Genomic DNA, 23717 nt, shown 5'->3' on the forward strand with positions numbered 1-23717 from the left:
CGCAAGACTAACCAAATAAGCAGCTCGTTCCAAACAGCTTTGGCGGAGTCGCTCGACAGGCTTTTTTCGCGCCCATGGGTATTCACCTATTCATTGATAGGACTAATACCTCCAAAAAACCGGTTTTACGAGTACCAGGACGGTGAGTATCTCCAGCCGTCCCAGCAGCATGCCAATGGTAAGCAACCATTTTGCAGCGTCAGGTAATGACGAGAAGTTACCAGGGGGCCGATGATTGTGCCTAAGCCTGAGCAGGGTCGAGGATTCGCGGTGGTCGCCGACGAGGTCAGAACTCTGGCCTCGCGCACACAAAACTCCACTGAAGAGATCCGCCGGATTATCCAAGAGCTGCAACTGGCAACAGGCGACGCCGTCGAGCAAATGAAAACGGGAAAACTACGCGCGCAGGAGTGCATCGAATCCGCTGATCAGGCCTCTACCAGCCTGGATGCAATCAATGACGGCGTTGAGCAAATCGTAGGAATGAACACCCAGATAGCCAGCGCGGCGGTTCAGCAGCACGCCGTCTCGGAGGATATAAATCGCAATGTGACCGAGATTCGTAACGGTAGCCTTGCATTGATGGAGGGGATAGAGGACAACGCTGTGACTGCGGAAGAACTCTCGCTGCTGGCTGGGCAACTGCGTACTGTCGTTTCGCGTTTCAAGCTGTAACGCGACAGAAGGGGAGCTCAACTTGTTGCCTCCCTCCAGCTTTTGCTTACGCTCCTACCGATAGCGCGTTAACACCCAGCATTTTATAGGGGTCTAAGAGTTGAGTCTTCTCCTTCCTGCGAGTGTCTATTCTCTCGTAACGTGACAATACTAATTACTCAGGAAACTCCCATGTCCAAACTCGCAGAATTCCGCCAACTCGAAAAACATCTAGCTGAACAACTCCAGGCGCTCGAAGCTCTCAAGGGCGATGCAGGCCTCAAGAAAGAAATTGAGTTTGAAACGAAGCTCCGCGATTTGCTCGCAAAATACAGCTACAGCTTAAAAGACGTGATCAACCTGCTTGATCCGCAAGCCGGTCGACGCGCTCCGGTAGCGGCGCCGAAAGCGGGTACGCGTAAGGCCCGTCAGGTAAAGGTCTATAAGAACCCGCATACCGGCGAGGTCATCGAAACGAAGGGCGGCAATCACAAAGGTTTGAAAGATTGGAAAAGTGAGCACGGCGCGGCGACTGTAGAGTCTTGGCTCGCGAAGTAATCTCTATTGATAGAAAAGGGCCCCTAATGGCCCTTTTTTGGCTCAACTTTTTGTGCGCCGGCAGCGCTCCGAGCAATAACGAACTTCCTCCCAGCAGCGCGCCCATTTCTTCCTCCAAGTGAAAGGAAGGCCGCACGTAAGGCATGTTTTTACCGGAAGCTCGCTCTTTTTCACACTGGCACCCACGTTGATGATGGTCAGCAGTTTACTTCGATAAGAAGTATCCGGTGGTGCGCAGTTGAAGGCTGTAAACCCAGATCCCGAAAACCAAAGCGTACTCCTTGAACATCGGAAGGGTGAGCAGGTGGACTATAGAACCGCTGCCCATTCGGCTAATGGAAAACGTTACACCTAACGCCAAGGCAAGAATGAAGCAAAGCGAACTACTCTTTTTCCTGGCTAATAGCATCAAGCCGCCAACGAACATCAGCAGCGCTACTACGCAGATATTGAGAAACACCGAGATAGAAATGTCACCAAAGCGAGTTTGCTCGAAACCTTCCTCCACCACCCAGACGCCAGCTTGAAGCAGGACGATGAAACAGTAGAAGACGATCATGAAGACGGGGGCAGGACGAGTGTTGTACCAAGGCTGAGGCATATTCGCTTCCATAGTGATTAGCTCCTGGGGAGATTGCAGGCACGGATTATAGGATGGTGGCTATGGACTACACCATCGAGGTCGCTGTGCCCATTAGCTCCCTGCGAGTCGCCGCAGCCCATTAGGACTGGTGTGCTGTGATGGAGATGGAATCAAACACCGTAACGTTTGTTCCCCCCAGAAGTGATGCAGTACCGACCGCCTCTAGCCCGATACAGACGTTTCCGCATGAACAAGGGCAAGAGGATCCATAGCTCGGCGTTTGCCGAGGAATAGGCTGAGGAGCAGGTCTCGTCTGACGCACTGGTTCCTGCTTGGAGACTGCGTAGCAATTCGCCCCGTCACAGAGGCTTTTAGATGATAGCCATTTAGCTGGCTGACCATCCACGCTGATGCGAACCCAATCATTTTTCTTTTCGAAGACTTGAATCCTGTCGCCACGTTTCAAGGTCGAGATAACCTTTCCTCCAGGCTGGTTCCGCAGGTTCAACCTATCCGCATTTACAAACTGATCGACTGGTACGCTCTGTACTGGCTGGATCGCTGGTAGCGGAGCAGAAATTAAGGCGTTCGGCGTGGGCTGCTTGTTGGGCGGAACCTTAGCGGGAGGCGTGTCTTTCTTGCTTATTGCCCAAAAGACCACGAAGAGAATTACAAGCGGGACTAACCATGACTGGGATTTTTTGCGCATATCCATTGCCCTCGTACAGTTCGCACCAAGCTGCTGGTTGCGTGCCGGTATTCACTGCAAGCTTAGCCAAGCCTCCACTTTCTGCAGCCTGCCAACCTAGAAGAGCTCCGGCTCTGCCACGTCGAGTACCTTAAGGAGTTGTTGTTTCTCTGATGGGGATGGGAACCACTCATCAACCTCGAGATTGCAGTTAGCAGACTCACTAAATGCCCACCGCTTGATCATGTCGGCGGCGGCTCGATAGTGATCCGCCATGTGTAACTGTCGACCTTCTACAGACCAGCCAGGCTTCGCCATTTGCTCAGTGACATCGATGATGCCCAGGTCGCTAAAGAAGGCGGTGGTGTCAGGATAGTGAATACCCGCGAGAGATACCTTGGCTACGCCGGACACTCGGTCAAAGTAGGACAGGTAATGCCAACCACCCGTTGTGCTTCCTGAATGCGGAAAGTTGATGGCTGCTTTCCCTGTGACGTAGTGCTCGCGTGAGACACGTTTGAGATCAAAATCAAAAAGCGGCTGCCTCATGGGAGTTTTTTGAGCCGGGCTAGACCTTGCTTGATATGTCCGGCGTTTTCGCCAATGGTTTCAAGGGCACCACGGACGTTGTTTCCTACATCCGCATGTCCGTGAGCCTCCACATGGAGGGTCAATTCCATGAGTGCAGCTTCGAGAGCGAGCTGATTTTGGTACATTCTTTCCAGAACGTCTGATAACGAATATTCGCTTGCCATTTTCCCTCTCCTCTCCTTGGAATCATCTGAGCATATCCGTTGTGGCACGACCTAGGGTATCAAGCGCATCTCGCGTAGTTTGTCGAACACATCGAAAAATGCTTGATCGCTCGCTTGGTAGGCAGTGAAGCCCATGACACGGCTTTTCGACATATCCGTTACTACTTCGATTGGTCGACCGAGGTCTGCATCGGTATGCCATGGGGATATCAGGCGACCAATATCGGATTCTTTCAAGCCGTTCTCCGCGACTATTTGCGTCCATAGGGCTTGATCGTCAGCCATCTGCTTCTCAAGAGGGGAGAGTGAAGCGGGATAATCGGCGGCAGGCAAGTCAAAGTAGTCGGCAATTCGGCTCCACATCCATTTCCAACGAAATACATCGCCGTTAGTGACGTTGAATGCTTGATTGGCCGCAGCCGGTGTGGTGGCCGCCCACATTTGTTGTTTCGCCAACTGCCGGGCGTCCGTCATATCGGTGAGGCTGTCCCACTGCACCCTTGATCCGGGAAACACAAAAGGGCGATTGGTCTGTTTGCAAATCGAGGCATAGACGGCGAGGGTAGTTGCCATGTTCATAGCATTACCTACAGCAACCCCGGTGACGGTATGCGGGCGATGAACGCTCCATGTGAAACCGTCCTTTTCAGCAGCAACGAAGAGTTCGTCTTCTTGGGCGTAGTAGAAATTCTCAACGTCCAAACGACCCTGCTCTTCGCGGAACGGCGTTTGCGGGAGGCTGCCTTTTCCATAGGCTTCGAATGGGCCGAGGTAGTGTTTCAGGCCAGTGACCAATGCTACGTGCTCGACGCTCTTGGCTGGGCGAATGGCGGTGAGCACATTGCGAACCATGGCGGCATTAACGCGAATGTTTTCGGCCTCCGTAGCTTGCCGTGACCATGTGGTGATGAACACATGAGTAGGTTTCAGATCCGCAAGCGCATCTTCCAGCGAAGCTGGATCTTGGAGATCTGCCGCGACGGGGATCACGCCTTGCGATTGCGACGGGTGCCTCGATAGCGCGGCGACCTGCCACTTGTTGTCGATTAGTGACTGAGTGATGGCGCTGCCGACGATGCCACTGGCGCCCACAACCAAAGCTGTCTGGGTCATACGTTTATCCTGGATTTAGATTTGGGAGTCCTCCTAAGTAACAGAGGTTCAACCTAAACCGGATCCGTACGGGGGGCCGTCGTAAGAGGATGTCGAACACACCTCCCGAACTCCAGTATTTGTAGCGATGGTGTCTCCCGTTTTTAAGCGGGCTCTCATGTAGCCCACCTTGCCATCAATATTTCGCCCAAGCAGGGCTTTTGGGCCTAGAGTCTTGAGTGTCGCTCACTGCGTAAGGAATACAAATGAACGCGTTGCCTTTAACCTCTATGCCAAAGCGCGTCAGCCTGCTGGGTTATGGCGGTCTGTTGCCGTTTATTTTTCTGGCGCTGCTGATCCCGTTCTCTCTCGACTATCGGCCATTGTTTGAAATTGCGCTTGTTAACTATGGCGCAGTCATCCTGAGCTTCGTCGGAGCCTTGCACTGGGGCTTCGCCATGAGCGTGCAAGACATAAGCGCCGAGCAACGCTCCGACCGGTTTATCTGGAGTGTCACTCCTGCACTTATTGCTTGGATTGCCACGTTATTGCCAATGCCATTGGGTTGCTTGCTGTTGGTCATCGGCTTTGTTATCCACCTCCGGCAGGACAGGCAGCTGTTGCGGGTTATGAGCTTGCCCGCCTGGTACCTGCCGATGCGATTACGGCTTACCTTCGTGGCGAGCGTCTGCTTGCTGCTTGCCGCGCTCGTTGAGGCGCTTCATTCGTGAAGTCTCGTGTGCCCGACTCACTTCCATCCAAGCACCGCGTCTGAATTAAGGCGAGGCTGTTGGGCCTCTTGGCTCGTGGAAAGGTGACATGGGGTCAGTAGCAAGCGGAGCGCGCAGGCGGGAGGATGGAAGCCCACAGGGCCAAGACTCGGCAACGGCGAGGCTTGGTTCACGACAGCCGTCCTCGCAGAGGCCCGCTCGACATTGGCTCCCTAGAGCGCCTTCAGGAGACGCTTAAGCGTCTGATGTTCCCATGTGCTGAGCAACGCAATGGGATCTGTTCCAAATCTATCCCCCGCGTCAAACGACCATCGCCGTCCATCCGGACTGACGCATTCTTCGCAGTAATCCAGCTGATCGCAGTCGTTATAAATCGACATCTGCCAATCATCTACATTGATCTGGAAGTGGCCGGAATAAATCTCGTCCCACGATTCATGACCAACCTTACTCATAACGCTTCGACCGAAAATCGCCTCCCTCAGTACCTGAGATACCTCTCTTGCGGATAGCTCAGCCGCAGTGTTTTCGCTAACGCTACCTACCTGGGATGAACGAGCTGCCGTTCTGGCAGCTTTCAGCCTTTGCTCAGCGTACATAGCCGGATCATCACCTGGCAGCGGATAGCCTGCGACTGAGAGAGCTTCGGCACGATCTTCAATGAGCAGGCGCTCAGGATCACGAGCGACTTGATAGGCTCTGCCCGGCACGGGCCAAGCGGCATCCATTCGTGGCTTCTCAGTGGCTGACCGGCTTACTCTCCAGCCGGATTCCTCCGGATCTATCGAAAGCAGGCACCCACCACAATTGGGCACGTGGTTATCGATCTCATAGTCACGCCAGTCCAACATAGCTGCGCCATCAATGCCGAGCGGCTTGCGCTCAATCAGCCAGGCTACAGCGTTGATAACCTGACCATGCGAAAAAGCTACGATGTCTTGGGCGGCATGTTCAGCAAGACGTTCCAGGAACGATTGAGCTCTAGCTATGAAATCTAGAAATGACTCAGCGCCTTCACCATCCCTGAAACGAGGATCTGCTTTGGCCCAATACGCCTCCACCCATTCGCGCCGATCAGCGACGGTTGTGCCAGTGCACCGTGCGGGTTCAAGGTAAGTGAATTCTTGGATGGGCCAAGTTTCAAAAGGGATATGAGGAAACACCGCTGCGGTCGCCATAGCGGTTGAGTGCGCTCGGGTGAAAGGCGAGGCAACGATCAAAGCCGGAGCATGGTTGAACGACAATGCCACCAGCTGCGCTTGCTCAACTCCTTTCGGGGTGAGAGTAATAGTCGCGTGATCTAAAGTGGCTTCGCCCGCGTTCGCAGCGCTTTCTCCATGTCGTATTAGTCTCACATGCTTCATTTACGAACTACTCGCACAGATTCGGCCATCATTTCTCTTAGATCCCAAAGGTTACTGGTACTCAACCTTCAATCAAGAAGCCTCGACAGCAATCCCTCAATCTGGGTGCCTGCATGCTTGAATTTCAGTTCTTCGAGTTTAGCTTCCCTTCGTTCGCCGGTGAGCAAGCTGAGTCCGTGAAGCGCATTCAGCAACTTCTGAGACTCACCAATTTCCGAACGCAAAGTCTGCCAGGTAGTGTTCACTCGACGAGCTAACTCGTCGGCCTCATGGCTCAAGCGTTGTGACTCAATTAGCTTGTTAGCGTTGGTGGTGGCCTTAAGATGACCTAAAGCCTGCTCAGGTTCGTCCAGTAGCTCGGTAACAGCCTCCGACTGGTCAAGTGACACGGGGCGCCCCTCCACATAAATCGTGTCCGCCTGAACGCAATAGACAGCTAGTGGCCCTTCACCCCCTCCGGTGCAATCAAGTGCAAGAACGTTCCCTAGCCGAACAGGCTCTGGAATCCAGGTGTGCCCCGTGCACACACGCCAGACCCCTTTGACACCTTCTCGATGGTGCTTTTTGATCCGCTCGCGCCCCCATAGCGCGATCTCTTCTACAGCAGGGATTGATATGTCTCGAGTAAACTCGACCCATGACATCCCGGCAGGGACATCAGCATGAACAACGCCAACCAAACCGCGAGGGGACTCGATTTCTATGACTGTGGGAAGGCTCTCGAGCTTCCCAATGACCATCTCTTTTGATTCGTCAGCGATGGTCGACCACCAGCCTGCACCATGAGCTACATAACGAGCGCTGGGGTTTTCCCTGTAAGCGTTGATAAGCATCTGCTCATGGTTACCTTGAACAGCGAAGAACCACGGCTCACCAAGAAGCTTCAGACCGTCGAGGACTCCCGGCCCGCGATCTATGAGGTCACCCACTCCGATGACTCGGTCGATAGTTTTGTCGAAACCTAGCTTCAACAATCCTTTATGAAGATCAATCGTCTTGAAGTGGATGTCACCGACGACGAAGTCGCGACCGGCCTCGTTCCGGGGAAGCCTCAGGACTTTCTGACTCATGCGCGGGTTTCCTTCCTCAATGGCCACCTACCAAGTGACCAAACCCGTATTGTCCACCCCGCGACCGCACCTTCCAACAGAAATATGGACAGACAGGATGACTAAACTCCAGTGCGCAGGGCTGAGGAATCCCGAGTTTCTTCCGTCGATTGAAATGACCAGAGCAAGCGGAGCGCGCAGGCCAGTAAGGCCGGAGACGCGAGGATGGAAGCCCAGAGGGCCATAACTTGGCGTCAGCCATGGCATGGTTTACGACAGCCGACCCGATAGGGCGCGCCATAAATCGCGATTTGCTCAGATTGAAGGTTGCTGATGTTCTGCAGACTTATGTATTCCAATATTTTTGGACTGTGCTTCTGGCAATGCCGAGTTTTTCAGCGATTGTTTTTTTGTCGAAACCTTGCGTTTTCAGGGCTCGAATGTAATTCGCATTAACGGGCCGCTTTGGCTTGCCTTGGGAGCGCTTGATGAGCTTTCCGTCACTAAATTGCTCCTCCACCAACTGCCACCCTCCAGACATCTCGAATTCCCTGACGCGCAAGGCAGTACGCTGTAAAGCCTCTGAAGGGAGTTCTTCACCCTGCGCAGCAATGGCGAGAGTGACCATAGTCAAAAGGTCGAGTCCTAGGTAGTCAGCGATCTCGTCCAGTTTCTCCAACGTCGCATTCGCTCTGGCTTGCTCAAGCTTCCCCACGTACGTTCTGTGCGTTGCCCCCGCCAACTCTTCGTAACTCAACCCCTGATGAGCACGAGCTCCTCGCAATGCTCCTGCCAGCGCTTCTTTCAGATGCATGAGTCGGATCCTCAAAACTGAGGATAGAGCCACGGCAAGCGTGTTTCGATAAACAGACTATGGTGATATTATCGTGGCATTAGGTTTGTCAGGCGGTCGTCGATCAAGGCGCCACGGTGTCAGGGGCGATGGTTTGATCAGGAGAGCGGGTGGTGGGACATGGCTCGGTGGCCTTGATGCGAGCCGCTCCATAGAGCGTGCATTGGATAGCCTCCGCATGCCTCCCTGCAACCATCATAGAAGGCTTCCTGGCATGAACTGAATGCGGTTTTTTAAGCGAAGGCAGGGATAGTGAGTGATGAAGTTCGATTGCGTGAAAGTTTCAGGAAAAGTTGACTACGTCCGATCTGTTGATCGAATGAACGGCGGACATAAAGCTAAAGTCAGCATTGATGGTGCAGTTATCCCGAATTTGCAAGTGTCGAACAAGTTTTACGAAGAGTTAGAGGTCGGCGAGAGTGTAACTCTATATGGCTTGTTTAAAAGAAATAATGACAAAGAAAAAAACACAGGCATTTTGTACGGCTTAGCAAAGCAAAACGGCGAGAAATCATTTGCAACCCAGTATAGATATCAAGTCCCGCTTTTCCTGACGGTCACTGCGGCCATCGCATTTTGCTTAACTTTCGTCGCCGGCTGGATAGCTTCGATATTTCCAGTGCTGTTTTTCTTCGGGGAAAATTCAGATTATATGTATACCACTACGGTATTTGCAGTAATTGAGTCGAGCTTGGTTGCCGCCTTTTTCCTGTGGAGGGCATGGGTGATGTTCAACGCTACGTCTGACCCTGAAGCTTGGGAGACTACCGAAGCTGCAGTGCTATCGAGTCGTTTCAGTAAGCTCCATAAGTAATAATCCTGTACCTAGGGGACGGTTGCACCTGCCCCGGATTCGGACTCGCTGCGCCAGTATTTCCTTTCCATGCGAGTATCAGGCAAGCGGAGCGCGCAGGCGTGCTGGATGAAAGCCCGGAGGGCCGAGACGTGGCTTGCCACGGCTCGGTTCACGCCAGCCACCCGCCGCAGGCGGCACGCCATAGCTACTGCCCGATATCAAATCAACAAGGATGCGGCTGAAATGACCCACGATGAACTCCGTCAGCTTGAGGGCGCTAGGCGAAGGGCTCTGTGGGCGCTTGCCAGCCTCCGTCCTGGCGATCCCACTGCATCCGAGCTCCTTGCCACCCTTGATAAGCTCGACGACCTAGATCTAAACGCTACGTCCTCTACTCAGAAGCCTCTCGAACTCATTGAGGTTCGTAATTCTGTCTCGGTGGAGCGTCATCACTCCGGAATCGATATCATCTTGGAACATACCATTCCGCAACCCTGGAGAGAGCGTTTCTACCAGGCAAGCGTCGGGTCGACCAGGTTGGTCGATGGGCCATACGCCTCAGGCTGGGATAAATTCCTTGCGAGTTGGGAAGCAGAGATGCGACACCTGGAGCAGCATCGGGCCGCAAGAAATAAATCTAAAAAAGACTGAGCGGGTGAGGGCATGGAAAAGACGATGACACAGTGTACTGCGATATCCAGATGCCGCTAGCCCAAGGGCGAGAGCTTCTGGCGTTAGTGAATGCACTGCGAGAATCGAAAGCACATTCAAGTCTCGATAGGGTCTTCGAACACATGCAGCACGAACTCAGTACATCCATTGATATCATCGAGAATCCACCATCTTGGGGCCCTTGGTGCCAATGAGGGCGGTAGAGCCTTCAGAGCTCTGCATCCCAAGAATCCTTACTCGAGATAGATATCTAGTCGCCGAAGATCTCCTTGAGCTCCGTATCAGCGCGCCCTAAGGATTTCATCGTGATGTTGCCGGCATCATTTTCACCGACGTGCCAGAGCGCAAATTTTGGAAGGTTGAGCCAACTCGGTGGCTTCGCCGCAACTGAATACGCAGAGCGAGTTTCATAGGTAGCTACACCATCGATTATCGAAATCAAGGCTATTCCGTGTGCCGTTGCATACTTGATCGCACCCGATTGAAACCCTGATGTGGTGAACAGCATTCCTTTATGAGCGCCGACGGATCTCACCTTGTCGTGCAGTACCTGAACCAGCTCCCGTTCGACTGCGTTGCGGTATTTTTTGCACTCAATCAGCACGATGAATTCGGCGCCTGCAAAAGCTTGGAATTTCGCCAGCACGTCGATCTGGTAGGTCGAGTCGTAGGCCTCGACTTTTGCGTCGTGCGTAACCTCTAGGGATGTCAGCTCACCACCCTGTTTGAGGATCCAGTCCCTGACCAACCGCTCGAATTCGGTGGCTTTGATTTCGAGATTGGGGTTCGCCATCGGTGGAAACATTTGTCGTCCTTAAACTGAGAGGTTGCCGTCCAGCTTGTGGCTAGTGAGCGATGAAGTTATAAAAGAGTCGAGCACATCCGTTGTGTAGCCGGTAAAGGGTTATGCGTTGCTTTCAGCCAATGTGTAGCCTATTTTCCTACCGGCTTAGGCTTGGCGTCCGAGCTGACCTGCTCACCGCGTTTAATCTCTTCTCTCGTCAAGGACATGCCTCTGGTAAGGCCCATATAATTGATTTCTGGCCGTGATTTATAAGCGAAAAAACCCCAGGTTAAGCTAGCCAGCATGGTGATTGCGCCGAAGCCACCGGCAGTAATCTTGATGCTCGGGGACTCAAACCAGATGACCTGCTCTCCGGCAACTCCGACGAAAAGCATCACAATTCCGGCAATTAAGGTGATCATCCCACCAGCAACCATCGAGTAGCAAATCAGAGCTCGTTGCTTCAGGTGCATCAAAAACAAGTTGACCTCTGCCAACGCGACCTTCTTTCTTTCCATCGATACCTCCATGCAACAGAGCTGATTGTTAACGCGAGGTTGTAGCAGTATCCGGGGCAGCCGAAGCAAACCCACTATTTCAACTTAGTCTCGTACTGGGCGGTACCGCTTGTTGCGTCGAGTAATCTTTCCAATTAGAGGCCCGAAAGGTTCGGAAACTCTTTCGCCATGAAATCCTCCACGAATGAATTTACAGGCGGTTGCTCGACATAAACACCAGTCAAATATCCAGGATCAAAAATTACGTCATTTTTTGAAGAAATGTTCACCTCTTGGAACGTTCTTGTTTTTCCAGGAAACTCATATTTAACCTGCATGAGACTTCGGCGGCCCTCAGGCAGATTCCAATACTCATTTGTATTCGAAACGCTGCCCTTATAGAAAAATCTGAAGCCGTAATCCCGAAGATAGCGCTTATCTTTCGGCAATGGCATGAAGTCCATGAGGGTCAGCAGCACAGCCAGCACATCTTGAAGGCGCATTCCTCGGTAACCCCACATGCCATGGCGGCTAGCGTATTTGAGTATCTTGCTGAAGTCGTAAATCGAGGCGTACTTAATGATCCGGTTAAACTCCACCCAGTGAAATTTCCAAGTCTTGAAAAATGCGTTTTTAAGTGCGAGTGCTGCTTGCGGGTCAGCGTCGACCGGATTGAGCCTTCGATATGCCTCAGCGTTGAAGTCTTTTGCAGGACAGAAGCTGCTATTGCCTAGGTGGCTAAAATTAGGGATGCGGTGCTGGCTATGCTCAGCGCGAAGGTAAACGTCCTGGTCACAGATATCGCATAGCGCGTAATCACGGTGCCGCTCATTACCTGCCCCGTCAATGGGCTTACCATAAATTTCTTCATACCGAGCAGCGGTCAGAACTTGGCGTGTGATTCGATGTAGCGCGGTGCGCATAAGATTTCCATATCAAAGACCTGATCTTCTCAGCAAAGCGGAAGCTCATCAATCCGGAACTGGTACCACTGCGTTGTCTTTGCAGTTCAGGCCGGCTGCAGAATAGGTGTGCCCGAGCAAATCAGAATTTTTTTGGCTCCTCGCGTCAACGCGACGTAGAGGTGGTGAGCATCCATCCCTTGAGGTTCAAGGATCACCGCTACATCCGCCTCAAGCCCTTTCAGCAATAATGTGCTGCCTACAGCTCGACGGTTTAATGGCCTACCTGAAAATCTGGCCTTGTCACGAATTTGAAGAACTGCCTGATGGAAGGTGTGCGTTCCTGACATAGCCATTCTTAACGCAGCTACGCAACATCTCAGCATTTCTGGGCGATACAAATGGGTTTCAGGTAGTCGCGAATATCGCTCTAGAAGCTCAGCGGCACTTCCTAAGCTCGGCGCTTGACCATATGTGACTGTGGCGTGTTCAAGCGGGGAGGGCGCAGTACGGTTCCTACCACTTAGGATGCTTTGAATTCTAGGTAACAAGGCAGCTGGGCCGATGCCGGTCATTAGGCTTGCAGTAAATCGAACCAGGACATCCAACGCTCCCGCCACGCCCGGATCGAAGTTTCTTGAGAAGCTGACGAGATCGGTCAGCTCCACGTTTTCGACGACTGTCGCACCTGGTATCTGGCTTGTCAGTCGATGGCGGCTGTTTACGTTAATGGGGTCTGCAATAATCAGTACGTTTTCCCCTTCCTGCACGCGCACCATGGCAGCATTCCGGCGTTGCTGATCTGCGTTTGCATGCGTCGTTTGAATCCACTGGATATCGGCAGGAGCACCCCGCAAATCGACTGAGTGCCCGGCCTCCAACAGCCTTCGAGCTTGGAGTAACCAAGTGCCGATATCTTCCCTGCCTACACGGCGCCAACGCCATGGGGTGTTCAGCATCCCGATAGCAGGAAAGTGAGGTAGTACATCGTCATTCCAATCGACCAGCCGATTACCGCCGAAGCCGAAAATCGCTTGCATAGGATCGCCTAGAACGTAGGTAGGTAGCGCTTGGCCAAGCCAGGCGACGATCACGTGCTGAGCTTGGTTGCAGTCCTGATATTCATCGACAATTACTCGCGAGTAGGTGGCCCTCAACACTCCGCTGATGTGACCTGCGCTCAGCAACTGCCCTGCAGCTGCTCGAATTGCGGGATAGTCATTGCGACGATCCAGCAGCAAAAGAATCGCTGGATTATGCCCGCTTCGCATCGGAAACTTGCTGATGATACGAATGCAGAATCCGTCCAGAGTGCGGATGTCATAGGACGCGCCGGGTATTCCTGCCCGTTTCAAACGGTTCCGCAAAGCAGCGACGCCGGCGTTGGTGTGGGTGAGCACGAGTACCGGCTTGGCTTCTCGGTGCTCGGCTAGGGTATCGGCAATAAGCTGGGTCTTTCCGCAGCCAGCTGGGGCAGTAACTGAGCCACGAGGGAAGTCGAATAGGCGGATCTCAGGCGGCATGAATCCAATCCTTTATCCCGTTGATGATTTGCTGGAAGCCGACATTTGAGTTGGCCAAGTGGGGCCCGATGATGTCTTTCGCTACGTATTGATAGGACGTCACCGACTTGAACCATCCATTCCTCCTGATCCGCGAGGCGATTCCCAAAAACCTGCGCTGCTCAGGTTGATACGGGTTGAGCTGTTGGCGGCTATCAAGCACTTCGTTCAGGGACAGCCGGCCTTCTGATTTCGACCGGATATGTTCAGCTACCAGCTCTTGGCCTGGGTCTTCGAGCGCCTTGGTGATCAGGGCATCCAAAGCCGCGTCGGGCAGGCTGGCAAAAAGCTCATCCTCCAATGCACGGCCAACTCCCCAGGTTATCGACCGTCCTCCGGCAGCGAGAAAGCTTTGTAGAACCCCTGGGGTGGGTGGTTTGTCAGCGTCAACGATGGCGAGGACGCGATAGCCCAGTCCGAGTAAAGCGAGACCCCGGTTGTAGCAGTTGTCGGTAGAGCCGCCGTTAACGTCGACATAGGCTCCTCCCAGCGCCATGAATGAGGGTAGTCCCTGTGTTCCCCAGTAAAGATCCAGGCCACGGACGAGACCAACCTCGCTAGCGCCTTCGCAGACAATCACATGCTTTGCCAAGAAAGCCTCAGGATCAGCCCTCAGCGTGCTCTGGACGTCGTTTGACGTTCCTGCCAGGCGTACTTCGTGCTGTTCACCTCGCTTACGCACGATATGAAGTTGATTGCCCGATAGCTCTCGTAGAGCCACCGGGGAGTGAGTTGTCACGAACACCTGGAGGGGCGGTACACTTTCCTTTGCCCCCATTGAGTCCAGAAAACGTATCAATCGATGTGGTTCGAGGCCGAACTCCACTTCGTCTACCAGCGCGATGGAGGCCGCTTGAGCTGCTCGCCGTTGAAGACCTGCAACCAGAAGTCGGGACGAGCCGGTACCAAGCGATCTAAGAGGGATACCGTCCGCATCGTGTAAGGCTATGGCGCCGTCTCCAATTGATACAGAGTGCGCATCAAGCAGTGCCTGAGCACCACCACCGATGGGTACACCAAGACTGTTTGCGGTTTCGGTGACGATTTGCAACGGCTGTTGAAGCTCTACTCCTGCCTGGTTCCCAAAGCTTGCTCGAGCTTCTCGGGCCGCTGCGGCTAGCGCTCCACCGAGCGCAGCGCGCTCCTCCGTCAGCTTGTTCAATATTGAGTTACGACTCCAGGACAGATTCATACTGGCAAAGCTACCGATGCGAGCAGGCGCGAGACGGGCCCGATCCTTCCACGCGAGACCACGCTCCAGTCCTTGCTCGGCGGCTCGCTCTGAATGGAGAGTCCAAACGGGCTCCAAGTCACTGTCGACTTTCAGTCGGAGTGTTAGAACGGTTTCTAGACCCATCCTAGGTTCGTCCTCGATATTGCCTGTGGCGGGATCGAATCCGCGCAGGAAATCTCCATACGTGTCCAGATTGATCAGATCATCTGGGAGGGCGCCAATGGTCGTATTGATTACAATTGGCGTGGTGACATTCAAACCATAAAAGTCTGTGTCCCCGATGGGCACGCTTCGGCGTGCTCCTAAGCACATATCAATGGCATCTAGAATGCTGGATTTTCCGCTATCACCTGGGCCTATGAGGCAGTTAATGCCTGGAGAAGGTGTCCACGTGAGAAGTCTGATAGATCGAAAATTTTGGATCTCAAGCTTGCGAATCCTTGCCATTGTTTTGGGCCTCTCTTCCCAGCATCCGTTCTAATGTCTCCCTGAGCATAGTCTTGTGCCTGCATGTCACCACTCGGTGGAGATATGAATTTTTCAGGATGTTGCGCAGATAAGTTGCAAGTGCCCCGAGGCTGCAAAGACCACGTGTGGAACGGTGGGTCGCGGTTGTCTAAGTGCGGCTTCTGCTACCACAGCCCAGGATTATTGCAGTTCCGCTATGATGGCTTCTGTCCTACCTCTAGATTTTGCTGCAAGGATCGAATGCCCATGACGCCCCCAAAATACGACCTTCATCTCTTAGGTTGGCATAGTTTTCAGCAACTGTGCATGGCGGTAGCTTCAACCGTTTTGGGCCAGACAGTCGAGACTTTCCTTGAAGGAAATGACGGAGGCCGCGATGGTGGGTTCAAGGGAACGTGGTCTCCTCAACCAAACGAAGTGTATGCAGGCGAATTCGTCATCCAGTGCAAGTTCACATCGCGCCGTGATCACAATCTCACTTTATCTGATGTGAATGGTGAGCTTGAAAAGGTGCGCAGACTCGTCGCCAAAGGAAAGTGTGATGTCTATGTCCTGATGACAAACGCAGGCTGGACAGGGGATAGCAATCTCAAAATACGGTTGGCGTTTGAGGATGCTGGGGCCAAGCACGTGCTTTTGCTGGGCTCGACCTGGATCTGCGAGAAGATCCAGGTGAACAGTGATCTGCGCATGAATGTGCCCCGACTCTACGGCCTTGGCGACCTTAGCCAGATCTTGGATGAGAGACGGTACAAGCAGACGAAGGCGTTGCTGACGGAGCTTCCCGACCTTTCAAAGCTCGTGGTGACGGGCACCTATCGCAAAGCGCTTCAAGCCCTTCAGCAGCATGGCTTTGTTCTGTTGGTTGGAGAGCCCGCAGCAGGTAAGACAACGATTGCCTCACTCATGGCCATGTGTGCGATGGATAAATGGGGAAGCCTAGTATTGAAGCTGGAGAGGCCTGAGCAGATTAGAGATCACTGGAATACCGAAGAAGCATCGCAGTTCGTATGGGTTGATGACGCCTTCGGGGCGATGCAGTACGAAGCAGACTTGGTGATGGAGTGGAACCGAATTCTTCCTGCTCTCACGGCCATGATCCGAGGTGGGCATCGGATAGTTCTGACCAGCCGTGACTACATTTACAACAGCGCACGGCGTGACCTCAAGAAAACAGCATTTCCTCTGATGGAAGAGAGTCAGGTTGTCATCGACGTGAAAGAGCTAACCTCCCAGGAAAAGTCTGAAATCCTCTACAACCATGTGAAGCTTGGAAACCAACCACAGCGGGTTCGGACGATCTTGAAGGGGTTTCTTCCTGGAGTGGCAGCTCACAGTCGGTTCGCTCCCGAGACTGCTCGGCGCTTGGGAAGCGTTGAATTCACCAAAGCGCTAAAGATTGACCAGAAAAATATCGACGAATTTGTCGCTAAGCAGGAGCGATGGCTCGTCGAGACGATGCAGGGCATGGATGACGAGAACCAGGCCGCACTTGCTCTTCTCTACATGAAGCATGGAGCAATCGAAAGCCCGGTGAGTCTGTCTAGCGGCGAGATGCAGACAATTGAAAGGCTGGGCGGTAGCCAGGCCGGGTGTATCCGAGCACTGGAGAGCCTCCGGGGTAGTTTTCTTCAGATGGCAGATACGGCTGATGGACGTTTCTGGCGATATAAGCATCCTACGATTGGGGATGCTTTTGCGTTGATACTCGCCCAGAGTCCTGAACATCTGCAGGTTTTTGTGGATGGAACACCGATTGAGCGGTTGATGGAACTGGTGATATGCGGCAACACAGGGGTTCAAAACGCTACGATTTTACCTTCAAGTATGTTCGCAGAAATCGCGAACCGGTGCTGTGAATACGTTGCATGCGAGGGCGACATGGAGCGCACGAGGCGGGGAAGGTTGTATTCTTTTCTGCAGCGCAGGACAAATGACGTGTTCTTAGAGCTCTATTCGAAAACCGATGGAAAGCTGCACTCCAGCTTGGTTCGTGACTTCGCGATAAACCTGTTCACGAGGTCGTCTGATCTAGCTCTCCGTCTGTTACGGCAAGGGCTCTTACCTGAGTCAGCGAGAGAAGCGATTTCCACCAAGATTCGGGATTTTGTATTTGATCATGATGAGCTCGGGCACATCTACGATAACGATATGCATGAGTTCTTCACTAGCCACGAGCGTGAAGACTTTTACAGCGATGTACAGAAATATGTACTGTCTGACCTGGACAGAGTTCGCCAATCCCTGCAGGAGTCGTATTCCTATGAAAACGATCCTGATTACCACTTTACTGATTTCATTGATGAGCTAGAAGGGATCTGTGCGGCCTTCCCGGAATGGCCCGGGGTCGAGGATGTGGTCGATATCCAAAGGCGTCGAGTTGACGATTGGATAAGTGAGGTTTCGCAGGAGCGGGGCGAAGAACCTGCAGTCGGACGCAGCGATTTAATCCGGCCCTCTGCGCAAGGGGGAGGGCGGAATATCTTCGACGATGTCGATCTTTAGACCAGGTAAACCAAGGTTAAAGGACTACGGAGGAGAGGATGAAGCTATTTTTGGACTGTGAGTTCACTCGGCTCAACCGAGACACGAAGCTGATTTCCCTGGCACTCGTGTCCGAAGCCGGCCATGAATACTACGTCGAACTCACAGACACCTACCTAGTCGGAGACTGCAGCGACTTCGTGATCCAGAACGTCCTGCCTCAGCTCAATCTAGCTGCGCACGGGCAAACCTTGGTCGAAGCTCAAACCTCACTGCTCGCTTTCCTGAGCAACCTTGAAGGCCTGCTCGAGATTTGCTCGGACGCTCCGGATTGGGACTGGGATCTCTTCTGCCGATTGGCCTACGTAAATCATCGTTGGCCAGCTAACGTCGCCAATCGTCCAACCAACCTGATCCTGCTGTGCAGGCATCTTGAAGCGGATGATATCGGCAACGGGACGCTCCCCGAACTTCCACATCACGCGCTGCTGGATGTTCGCCTCTTAGCCGACCTTTATCGTCGACTGACTGCCGGTTCCAATCGAGGCACTGAACATGGCTGATGATCTTCGTACACGTGAGTCTGTCAGGCGCAAAGCTCTCTGGACACTGTCGCACCTGATGCCAAGCGATCCGAAGGCTGCCGCGATTCTGGATGTCCTAGACGACATCGAAGACCAAGAGCGCGTCGACTTGAACCGGAATCATCAAAGCGTCGATATCGATGCTGTCCGCAAAGCAGTTCTGATTGAGCGCCACAGTACCGGGATGAGCATTGTGCGCGAGGCAGTATTCACCAGCATGGCGTGAGCGTACTTTGCAAGCGAGCATCCTAATGTCAGTCACGCGCCGTTGTGCGATGGGTCAGATGCCGTTGACGATTAAGAATTGATGGATTTGAGGAGAAATATAGAAGATGGGCACGGAAGTTACATTGAAAATGGGAGGCGTGTGCATCGATTGGAGCAAAAATGGCCCAGGTAATGATCATGGGCAGCTATTTCAAAGTCACCACCAGAAGCGAGTCACTTGCGACCAGCTGGATTACAGCTATCCAGACCTTCCTTCGGAGTTCGTTGCTTCCATGGAGAGATCGATGTGTGCCTTGCTTAAAGACGTATTCCCTAGACTAGAGCTTCTAGGATTCACACTGGAAGCGGTACGAGAACAATACGACTCCTATGTTTCGGAGTGGGAAGAAACTCTGTATAGAATTCTTGAGGCCGAGGAAGCAGAGCTCATTGGCAGTTTCTTGAGCTTTGACGAGTTTTGCGAATTTGTAAAAAGTCATCCTCTTAAAGCTCTCGACGGATCGTACGATTCTAAATTCGTGATGACAGAACAATTCGTTAACGACCCCAGAACCTCAAAAGTGCCCGTTAATATCAATAATCTGGCTTATTCCGAGACGAGTCTATTTGGCGCTCTTGTTGGCTTTCTTCATCCTTATGCAGTATTGCGAGTGTGTGCGGAGTGTGAGGAAAATTTGGATTCAGAAATCCTTTGGAATTGGGGGCCAGTTGTCGAGGAAGGTTATGCTGAAGAAGCTGATTTTCAACCAGGAGCTGGCCGAAAGCATGCGTTCCTAATCGCCACTGAAGGCAGTTCTGATGTTCATATAATAAAACATGCCCTACATCTGCTAAAGCCTGAGATTGAGGATTTTTTTAGATTTATCGATGTTAGCGAAAGCCATCCATTTCCGGGGACTGGAGGCTTGGTGAAGTTTGCTGATGGTCTAATAAAGATTGATATCCAAAATAATGTTATTTTTGTTTTCGATAATGACGCTGAGGGCTATGAAGCATATTTGAAGATAACAAGAATGCCGTTGTTGGCAAATATGCGAGTAATGCTGTTGCCAGAGCTTAAGGCCTTCGAGTCATTCTTAACGAAGGGGCCAGGCGGGGAGTCGATGGCTGATATTAATAAGAGAGCAGCTGCAATTGAGTGTTATTTGGATTTGACAATAAGTGGTTATCCTCAGGCTAAGGTAGTGTGGACGACTTACAAAAAAGACTTGAATGCATATCATGGAGCTCTTGAGCATAAAGAGAGCTATGCTAGAGACTTTTTTAAGCAGACCGACAAGTCCATTTTGAACGGCGACTACGACACTTCTAAGCTCAGCGCACTTCTAGATGCTTTGATTCAAGAATGCTTTGCGATTGGAAAGATTTCAGCGCAAGAGTATGGTTGAAGAAGCTTTAACTGGGACGCATTTGCTGGGTCGGCTCTCTGTTAACAGCAGCAGGAATGATTTCAATCGCTAAGCTGGATGATCCTGGGCCGATGGGCAATCCGATAGTTTCGTTGCGTTTCCCGGTAAGCTTTTTCGGGCCGTGTACCTTTTCGATTTCAGTGGTCGACCGATCTACATTATTTCCCATCAATCGTACGCTTATCGACAAGTGAGCTTGAAAGTCGAATGCTCGAAGTATCATCTGTAAGTGGGAGCGTGCAAGCAAGTATGCACGCCCCACACCCCTAAGCATTAGTCTCGTATGTACCCGCTGACATAGTGCTCATGGCAATCGTCGCAAACGAACCCTGACTCAACCTCATGCGTTGCCGGCTCGCCACATTCGCATTCTTCACGGGAGATCCGGTGCGCGCTCTGACAACTAGGGCAGCGCGGGCTTTGCCGGTTCAGCTCATCGTCGACTGACTCGAAATCAGCCTCTGACGTGATGCACCCGCAATCGAGGCACTCGAAATCTTCCAGCTCTTCGTCGGATCCGTTGCTATCCCACATCTGAACGCCGCTCATGACCGACCCCCTTTGAGAAAAACAGGAATACGCATTTGCGGTTGTGGGTCAGGGTTGAACTCGCTGAAGTGCTCCCCCAGGATTGAGTCGAACCCGTGTGCTCGAAGGGTCTCAATGATCACGTGGCTAAGCGGCACCATACCATGACTCGTCTGCATCATCCGGTGAGTGGCATCGCCGAGCACATCGCGGAAGATTTCCGTCGAATAGTCATCGCCGCCGTCGATAGACAGAAGCGCACACTGCGCAGCACCGTAGTAGTCTTTCTTGAAATGCAAAAACTCAGCGAGCACGCGTATAGCTTCGGGTTGCTTGTTTTCATACGCCATAAGCAGGTACTCAACACACTCAACCTTGTAGCCACCAGCGTCCGAAGCTAGGAAAAGGCCTGCCAGGTACTGAGAGTACACGTGACCTTTTTTTGCGAGTGACTTGTATTCCTTCAGGGTGGCTTCAGGCGTCCACACAGGAAGGTGCAGGAAAATATCCTTGTCCTTGTGGTACTCATCGCTCATCGGATGCTGACTAAGGTTCTCCGAAAACGCGGCCTTGAACCGGGCGATGACCTTTTTACGGGCATCGCTGACCAGATCAGAATAGGAGTGACCGTATTGCTCTTTAGCGTAGGTATCGAAGGCCACACCTATCTTCGTACCCTCCGGTGCAGCCTTGAGAGCAGCCTCGCGAAGGTCTTTTACCTTGACCTTGATGCCCTTGTAGGGAATCGAAAGTGTGAGCTTAGAGGTATCAATCGCCTTGACGAGATGATCGAATGGGTTGCGCAGATGCATGAGATTTGAGATCTCGATGTCATGCTCACTCAGAGGGGCTCGTGCCCAGGCGTTCATCTTGTCTTTGCGGGTTTTTGGCTCATGGTTGTCAAAGCCAACCCGTGTGCCAGGCAGGATAAAGTCATTGCTGTCAAAGACTTTCTGCTGAATCGGTGTCCGTTCTTTACCCAGGATTGTGAGGGTGAATTCTTGCAGGCTTTTTGATTTCGTGTTCATAAGCACATTCTCCAAAATTTTGGGTTTTGGACAGTGTCAGGCCACTAAACAAAGTCCCTTTGCCAAATTGGAAAAGCGCTTCATTTGCATTGCTTTACATCAGTTCTGCTTTTACGACTGTTTGATTCCCACAGGTGGCCTATGGACATGGGGTCAGCCATGTGGGTAGAGAAAATATCCCCACTCTCCATAGCTGTCAAACGGAGATAGTCGCTTGTCGCCATATGGTCGGTGGTTCGGCAGAGCACGGCACTAGGAAAGGAATAGCTACCCTTAAGCGAGGCGGGCTTGCTGTAGGCGGAGCTAGCAGAGCCATCGAGTAGCTGAAGAAGGGCATTGAATGGGCGGAATACTTCTAATCCTGACTCGAGCGCGTTGCAATGAAGATAGGCTGATGGACTGAGTGATGGCAGTGAGCTATTTTCGCTTGCACGATAAAGCGCGAGACCGCGCGATGACTCAGGAAAGGAATCGAAGCGATGATTTACCAATGCAATGGATGCAATAGGACTACCTTAGAGACAGCGTGCCCATGGTGCATGGGCTCTCAGGTGTCGCCATCATCAGAGCTCACGCTGCGCCACCTTACGCCACTGGATCCTTCCTTTTACCCCGACTTTCAATACAGATCCAAAGGCTTGATTCAAGACTTTTTCGGGAAGAAGAAGGAGCAAGCCCAGCTCAACGATCTTCTCAACAACGTATTGAGAAAATATTCGGAGCTAAAGCAGCCGTACTTCACGAACTTCATTCACACCACCCGCGAGCGCGCAGGTAGCAGCGATGACGCAGGCGTACCCGGCCCACGGTTGGATGGTGTGTACAGCGAGAGGGAATTGTTCAGGGAAGTCTTGATTCGCAAAGGCTTTGACGAGCTTGAAGGGCTTCCATCTCTTCTGGACAAGCTGTTACAGACCACCGCCTTCAACTCTGCCTATCTGGGGTTCTCCAGAGAGTTGACGCGACACATTCGAACTGACCTTGCCGACACCTTACGTTCTTGGATTGAAGAGGCAGGAACGACCTTCAGGTCTGACTTGGCCTTGTTCTATTACTACCTGTGGGAAAATGACGTAGCTTTCCCCAATGTGCAATTCAACCCCCAAGCGGTTTCGACATCTGGTGTGCCACTCCTCCCGCTACCGGTTTTTCGGAATGGCCTGAGCCTCTGCGAAGAGATTTATTTCGATATTCTCGTCGAGCGGCTGGGATCTCAGCTAGAGCATTTTAATCCGAATCAGTTCATCACTATGTACCTGGTGGATGCCATGGATGGGTTTCAGTTTGAAGCCTTCTTGGTTGAGATCTTCCAGACCATTGGCTATGACGTCAAAGAGACCAAGAAGACGGCTGATCAAGGCGCCGACCTTTTCGTTACCCGATTCGGTAAAAACATGGTCATCCAGGCTAAGAACTACTCTGGCTCTGTAGGAAACGCGGCGGTGCAGCAAGCCATCTCTGCTAAAGCGTTCTACGGGTGCGACGAGGCTATGGTAGTCACGAATTCCTATTACACAAAGTCTGCAAAAGAATTGGCCAGCACGGCGGGCGTGCGGCTGATCGACCGGGATGGGCTTCAGAGTTATCTGGATGATTACAACCAGAAACTCATTGAGGCCTTCCAGGCCGAGGAAGAAAGCGCCTAACCTTTTCCATAAGTCTAGAAGGAATTATCCATGGCTCGAAATGTGTTCTTCAGTTTCCACTTCGCTAACGACTTCTGGCGTACTCAGCAGGTACGCAATATCGGCGCTTTGGAAGGGCAAAAGCTCTATACCGCCAATGAATGGGAGGAGGTCAAAAAAAAGGGTGACGCGGCGATTAGGAAATGGATCGACGATAGCCTGGTCGGAAAATCATGTGTAGTTGTCCTCGTGGGCTCAGAAACCGCTACCCGGCCTTGGGTATTGGAGGAGGTCATTAAGGGGTGGAACGCAGGAAAAGGCGTTGTCGCCATTCGGATCAACCGTCTTTTAGATAACCATCAGAATACCTCCGTCGCTGGCTCTAACCCCTTCGATTCCGTCACGCTAAAAAATGGCACGGTGAGGCTATCCGGCTATGCGAAGCTGATGACTCCAGCGGGGAACGATAGCAAAGAGGTTTATGCTTCCATCCAGGCCAATATCGAAAGCTGGATCGAGGACGCCATCACTATTCGTAAAAATTACAAACCTTAAAACCTCACTACTCGTCCGTATGGGTGGTTTAGCT

The 23717-nt window shown here is 52.3% G+C and carries 24 protein-coding genes and 3 pseudogenes; 10 read left to right on the forward strand and 17 right to left on the reverse strand.

Annotated elements, in window-relative coordinates; all coding sequences use genetic code 11:
- Nucleotides 1-102 precede the first annotated feature (102 nt).
- Nucleotides 103-248: pseudogene (locus J1G34_RS03575) on the reverse strand (potassium transporter TrkH); the annotation flags it as partial.
- Nucleotide 249: 1 nt separating this feature from the next.
- Between J1G34_RS03575 and J1G34_RS03580 the strand changes: the two are divergent.
- Nucleotides 250-675, forward strand: a pseudogene (locus J1G34_RS03580) (methyl-accepting chemotaxis protein); the annotation flags it as partial.
- Nucleotides 676-846: 171 nt separating this feature from the next.
- Nucleotides 847-1212, forward strand: a complete 366-nt coding sequence (locus tag J1G34_RS03585; protein ID WP_003191435.1) for a histone-like nucleoid-structuring protein, MvaT/MvaU family — start codon at nt 847-849, stop codon at nt 1210-1212.
- Between the two features lie 42 nt (nt 1213-1254).
- Here J1G34_RS03585 and J1G34_RS03590 read toward each other — a convergent pair whose 3' ends face one another.
- The 6 genes from J1G34_RS03590 to J1G34_RS03615 all read right to left on the reverse strand — a co-directional run bounded on the left by J1G34_RS03590 (nt 1255) and on the right by J1G34_RS03615 (nt 4351).
- Complete coding sequence (locus tag J1G34_RS03590; protein ID WP_083221774.1) at nt 1255-1386, reverse strand: DUF2256 domain-containing protein; 132 nt, start codon at nt 1384-1386, stop codon at nt 1255-1257.
- Nucleotides 1387-1417: 31 nt separating this feature from the next.
- Nucleotides 1418-1813: a hypothetical protein gene (locus tag J1G34_RS03595; RefSeq protein WP_032901075.1), complete on the reverse strand. Its 396-nt coding sequence runs from the start codon at nt 1811-1813 to the stop codon at nt 1418-1420.
- Nucleotides 1814-1934: 121 nt separating this feature from the next.
- The gene (locus J1G34_RS03600; RefSeq protein ID WP_347709489.1) at nt 1935-2510 is read right to left on the reverse strand and encodes an SH3 domain-containing protein; all 576 of its coding nucleotides are present in this window, start codon (nt 2508-2510) and stop codon (nt 1935-1937) included.
- A gap of 90 nt (nt 2511-2600) precedes the next feature.
- Nucleotides 2601-3032 (reverse strand): hypothetical protein, encoded by a 432-nt coding sequence (locus J1G34_RS03605; RefSeq protein WP_065930955.1) that lies wholly within the window; start codon nt 3030-3032, stop codon nt 2601-2603.
- Nucleotides 3029-3238: a hypothetical protein gene (locus J1G34_RS03610; protein WP_065945829.1), complete on the reverse strand. Its 210-nt coding sequence runs from the start codon at nt 3236-3238 to the stop codon at nt 3029-3031. Before J1G34_RS03610 ends, J1G34_RS03605 begins: the two co-directional genes overlap by 4 nt.
- 51 nt (nt 3239-3289) lie before the next feature.
- Complete coding sequence (locus J1G34_RS03615; protein WP_222993322.1) at nt 3290-4351, reverse strand: SDR family oxidoreductase; 1062 nt, start codon at nt 4349-4351, stop codon at nt 3290-3292.
- A gap of 245 nt (nt 4352-4596) precedes the next feature.
- On the opposite strand from J1G34_RS03615, the gene J1G34_RS03620 reads away from it, so the two are divergent.
- A complete protein-coding gene (locus J1G34_RS03620; protein WP_122528465.1) occupies nt 4597-5061 on the forward strand; it encodes a DUF3429 domain-containing protein in 465 nt (154 codons plus the stop codon).
- Nucleotides 5062-5273: 212 nt separating this feature from the next.
- On the opposite strand, the gene J1G34_RS27565 is transcribed toward J1G34_RS03620, so the two are convergent.
- From J1G34_RS27565 to J1G34_RS03635, 4 genes and pseudogenes are all read right to left on the reverse strand, one after another.
- Entirely contained in the window at nt 5274-5789 is a 516-nt protein-coding gene (locus J1G34_RS27565; RefSeq protein WP_459077110.1) for a DUF7693 family protein, read from the reverse strand.
- A gap of 27 nt (nt 5790-5816) precedes the next feature.
- Nucleotides 5817-6425: pseudogene (locus J1G34_RS27065) on the reverse strand (histidine phosphatase family protein); the annotation flags it as partial.
- A 68-nt stretch (nt 6426-6493) separates the two neighbouring features.
- Nucleotides 6494-7495, reverse strand: coding sequence for a metallophosphoesterase (locus J1G34_RS03630; protein ID WP_222993326.1), 1002 nt, complete (start codon nt 7493-7495; stop codon nt 6494-6496).
- 325 nt (nt 7496-7820) lie between these two features.
- The gene (locus J1G34_RS03635; RefSeq protein ID WP_122681282.1) at nt 7821-8288 is read right to left on the reverse strand and encodes a helix-turn-helix domain-containing protein; all 468 of its coding nucleotides are present in this window, start codon (nt 8286-8288) and stop codon (nt 7821-7823) included.
- Between the two features lie 298 nt (nt 8289-8586).
- On the opposite strand from J1G34_RS03635, the gene J1G34_RS03640 reads away from it, so the two are divergent.
- Nucleotides 8587-9141, forward strand: a complete 555-nt coding sequence (locus J1G34_RS03640; protein ID WP_236418337.1) for a hypothetical protein — start codon at nt 8587-8589, stop codon at nt 9139-9141.
- Nucleotides 9142-10045: 904 nt separating this feature from the next.
- Here the strand turns inward: J1G34_RS03640 and J1G34_RS03645 are convergent.
- The 5 genes from J1G34_RS03645 to J1G34_RS03665 all read right to left on the reverse strand — a co-directional run bounded on the left by J1G34_RS03645 (nt 10046) and on the right by J1G34_RS03665 (nt 15221).
- Nucleotides 10046-10600 (reverse strand): restriction endonuclease, encoded by a 555-nt coding sequence (locus J1G34_RS03645; RefSeq protein ID WP_222993328.1) that lies wholly within the window; start codon nt 10598-10600, stop codon nt 10046-10048.
- A gap of 128 nt (nt 10601-10728) precedes the next feature.
- A complete protein-coding gene (locus J1G34_RS03650) occupies nt 10729-11097 on the reverse strand; it encodes a hypothetical protein (protein ID WP_222993330.1) in 369 nt (122 codons plus the stop codon).
- A 134-nt stretch (nt 11098-11231) separates the two neighbouring features.
- On the reverse strand, nt 11232-11999 hold the full coding sequence (locus J1G34_RS03655; protein WP_222993332.1) for a hypothetical protein: 768 nt from the start codon (nt 11997-11999) through the stop codon (nt 11232-11234).
- Nucleotides 12000-12085: 86 nt separating this feature from the next.
- On the reverse strand, nt 12086-13501 hold the full coding sequence (locus J1G34_RS03660; protein ID WP_222993334.1) for a UvrD-helicase domain-containing protein: 1416 nt from the start codon (nt 13499-13501) through the stop codon (nt 12086-12088).
- Entirely contained in the window at nt 13491-15221 is a 1731-nt protein-coding gene (locus J1G34_RS03665) for an ATP-dependent nuclease (RefSeq protein ID WP_222993336.1), read from the reverse strand. Before J1G34_RS03665 ends, J1G34_RS03660 begins: the two co-directional genes overlap by 11 nt.
- A gap of 267 nt (nt 15222-15488) precedes the next feature.
- On the opposite strand from J1G34_RS03665, the gene J1G34_RS03670 reads away from it, so the two are divergent.
- The 4 genes from J1G34_RS03670 to J1G34_RS03685 all read left to right on the forward strand — a co-directional run bounded on the left by J1G34_RS03670 (nt 15489) and on the right by J1G34_RS03685 (nt 19926).
- Nucleotides 15489-17747: an nSTAND3 domain-containing NTPase gene (locus J1G34_RS03670; RefSeq protein ID WP_222993338.1), complete on the forward strand. Its 2259-nt coding sequence runs from the start codon at nt 15489-15491 to the stop codon at nt 17745-17747.
- Between the two features lie 38 nt (nt 17748-17785).
- A complete protein-coding gene (locus J1G34_RS03675; RefSeq protein ID WP_222993340.1) occupies nt 17786-18289 on the forward strand; it encodes a 3'-5' exonuclease family protein in 504 nt (167 codons plus the stop codon).
- Nucleotides 18282-18536, forward strand: coding sequence for a hypothetical protein (locus J1G34_RS03680; RefSeq protein WP_262411693.1), 255 nt, complete (start codon nt 18282-18284; stop codon nt 18534-18536). The genes J1G34_RS03675 and J1G34_RS03680 overlap by 8 nt, the downstream gene beginning before the upstream one ends.
- A gap of 106 nt (nt 18537-18642) precedes the next feature.
- Nucleotides 18643-19926 carry a HEPN/Toprim-associated domain-containing protein gene (locus tag J1G34_RS03685; protein ID WP_222993342.1) on the forward strand — a complete coding sequence of 428 codons (1284 nt, stop codon included), beginning with the start codon at nt 18643-18645 and terminating at the stop codon, nt 19924-19926.
- 566 nt (nt 19927-20492) lie between these two features.
- Here the strand turns inward: J1G34_RS03685 and J1G34_RS03690 are convergent.
- Entirely contained in the window at nt 20493-21503 is a 1011-nt protein-coding gene (locus J1G34_RS03690; protein WP_222993344.1) for a hypothetical protein, read from the reverse strand.
- 479 nt (nt 21504-21982) lie between these two features.
- On the opposite strand from J1G34_RS03690, the gene J1G34_RS03695 reads away from it, so the two are divergent.
- Nucleotides 21983-23149 carry a restriction endonuclease gene (locus tag J1G34_RS03695; RefSeq protein WP_222993346.1) on the forward strand — a complete coding sequence of 389 codons (1167 nt, stop codon included), beginning with the start codon at nt 21983-21985 and terminating at the stop codon, nt 23147-23149.
- Between the two features lie 30 nt (nt 23150-23179).
- Nucleotides 23180-23683 carry a TIR domain-containing protein gene (locus J1G34_RS03700; RefSeq protein WP_003191404.1) on the forward strand — a complete coding sequence of 168 codons (504 nt, stop codon included), beginning with the start codon at nt 23180-23182 and terminating at the stop codon, nt 23681-23683.
- The last annotated feature ends 34 nt before the right edge of the window (nt 23684-23717 follow it).

It is taken from the genome of Pseudomonas sp. Wu6 (genome assembly GCF_019891515.1).
Classification (GTDB): Bacteria; Pseudomonadota; Gammaproteobacteria; order Pseudomonadales; family Pseudomonadaceae; genus Aquipseudomonas; species Aquipseudomonas orientalis_A.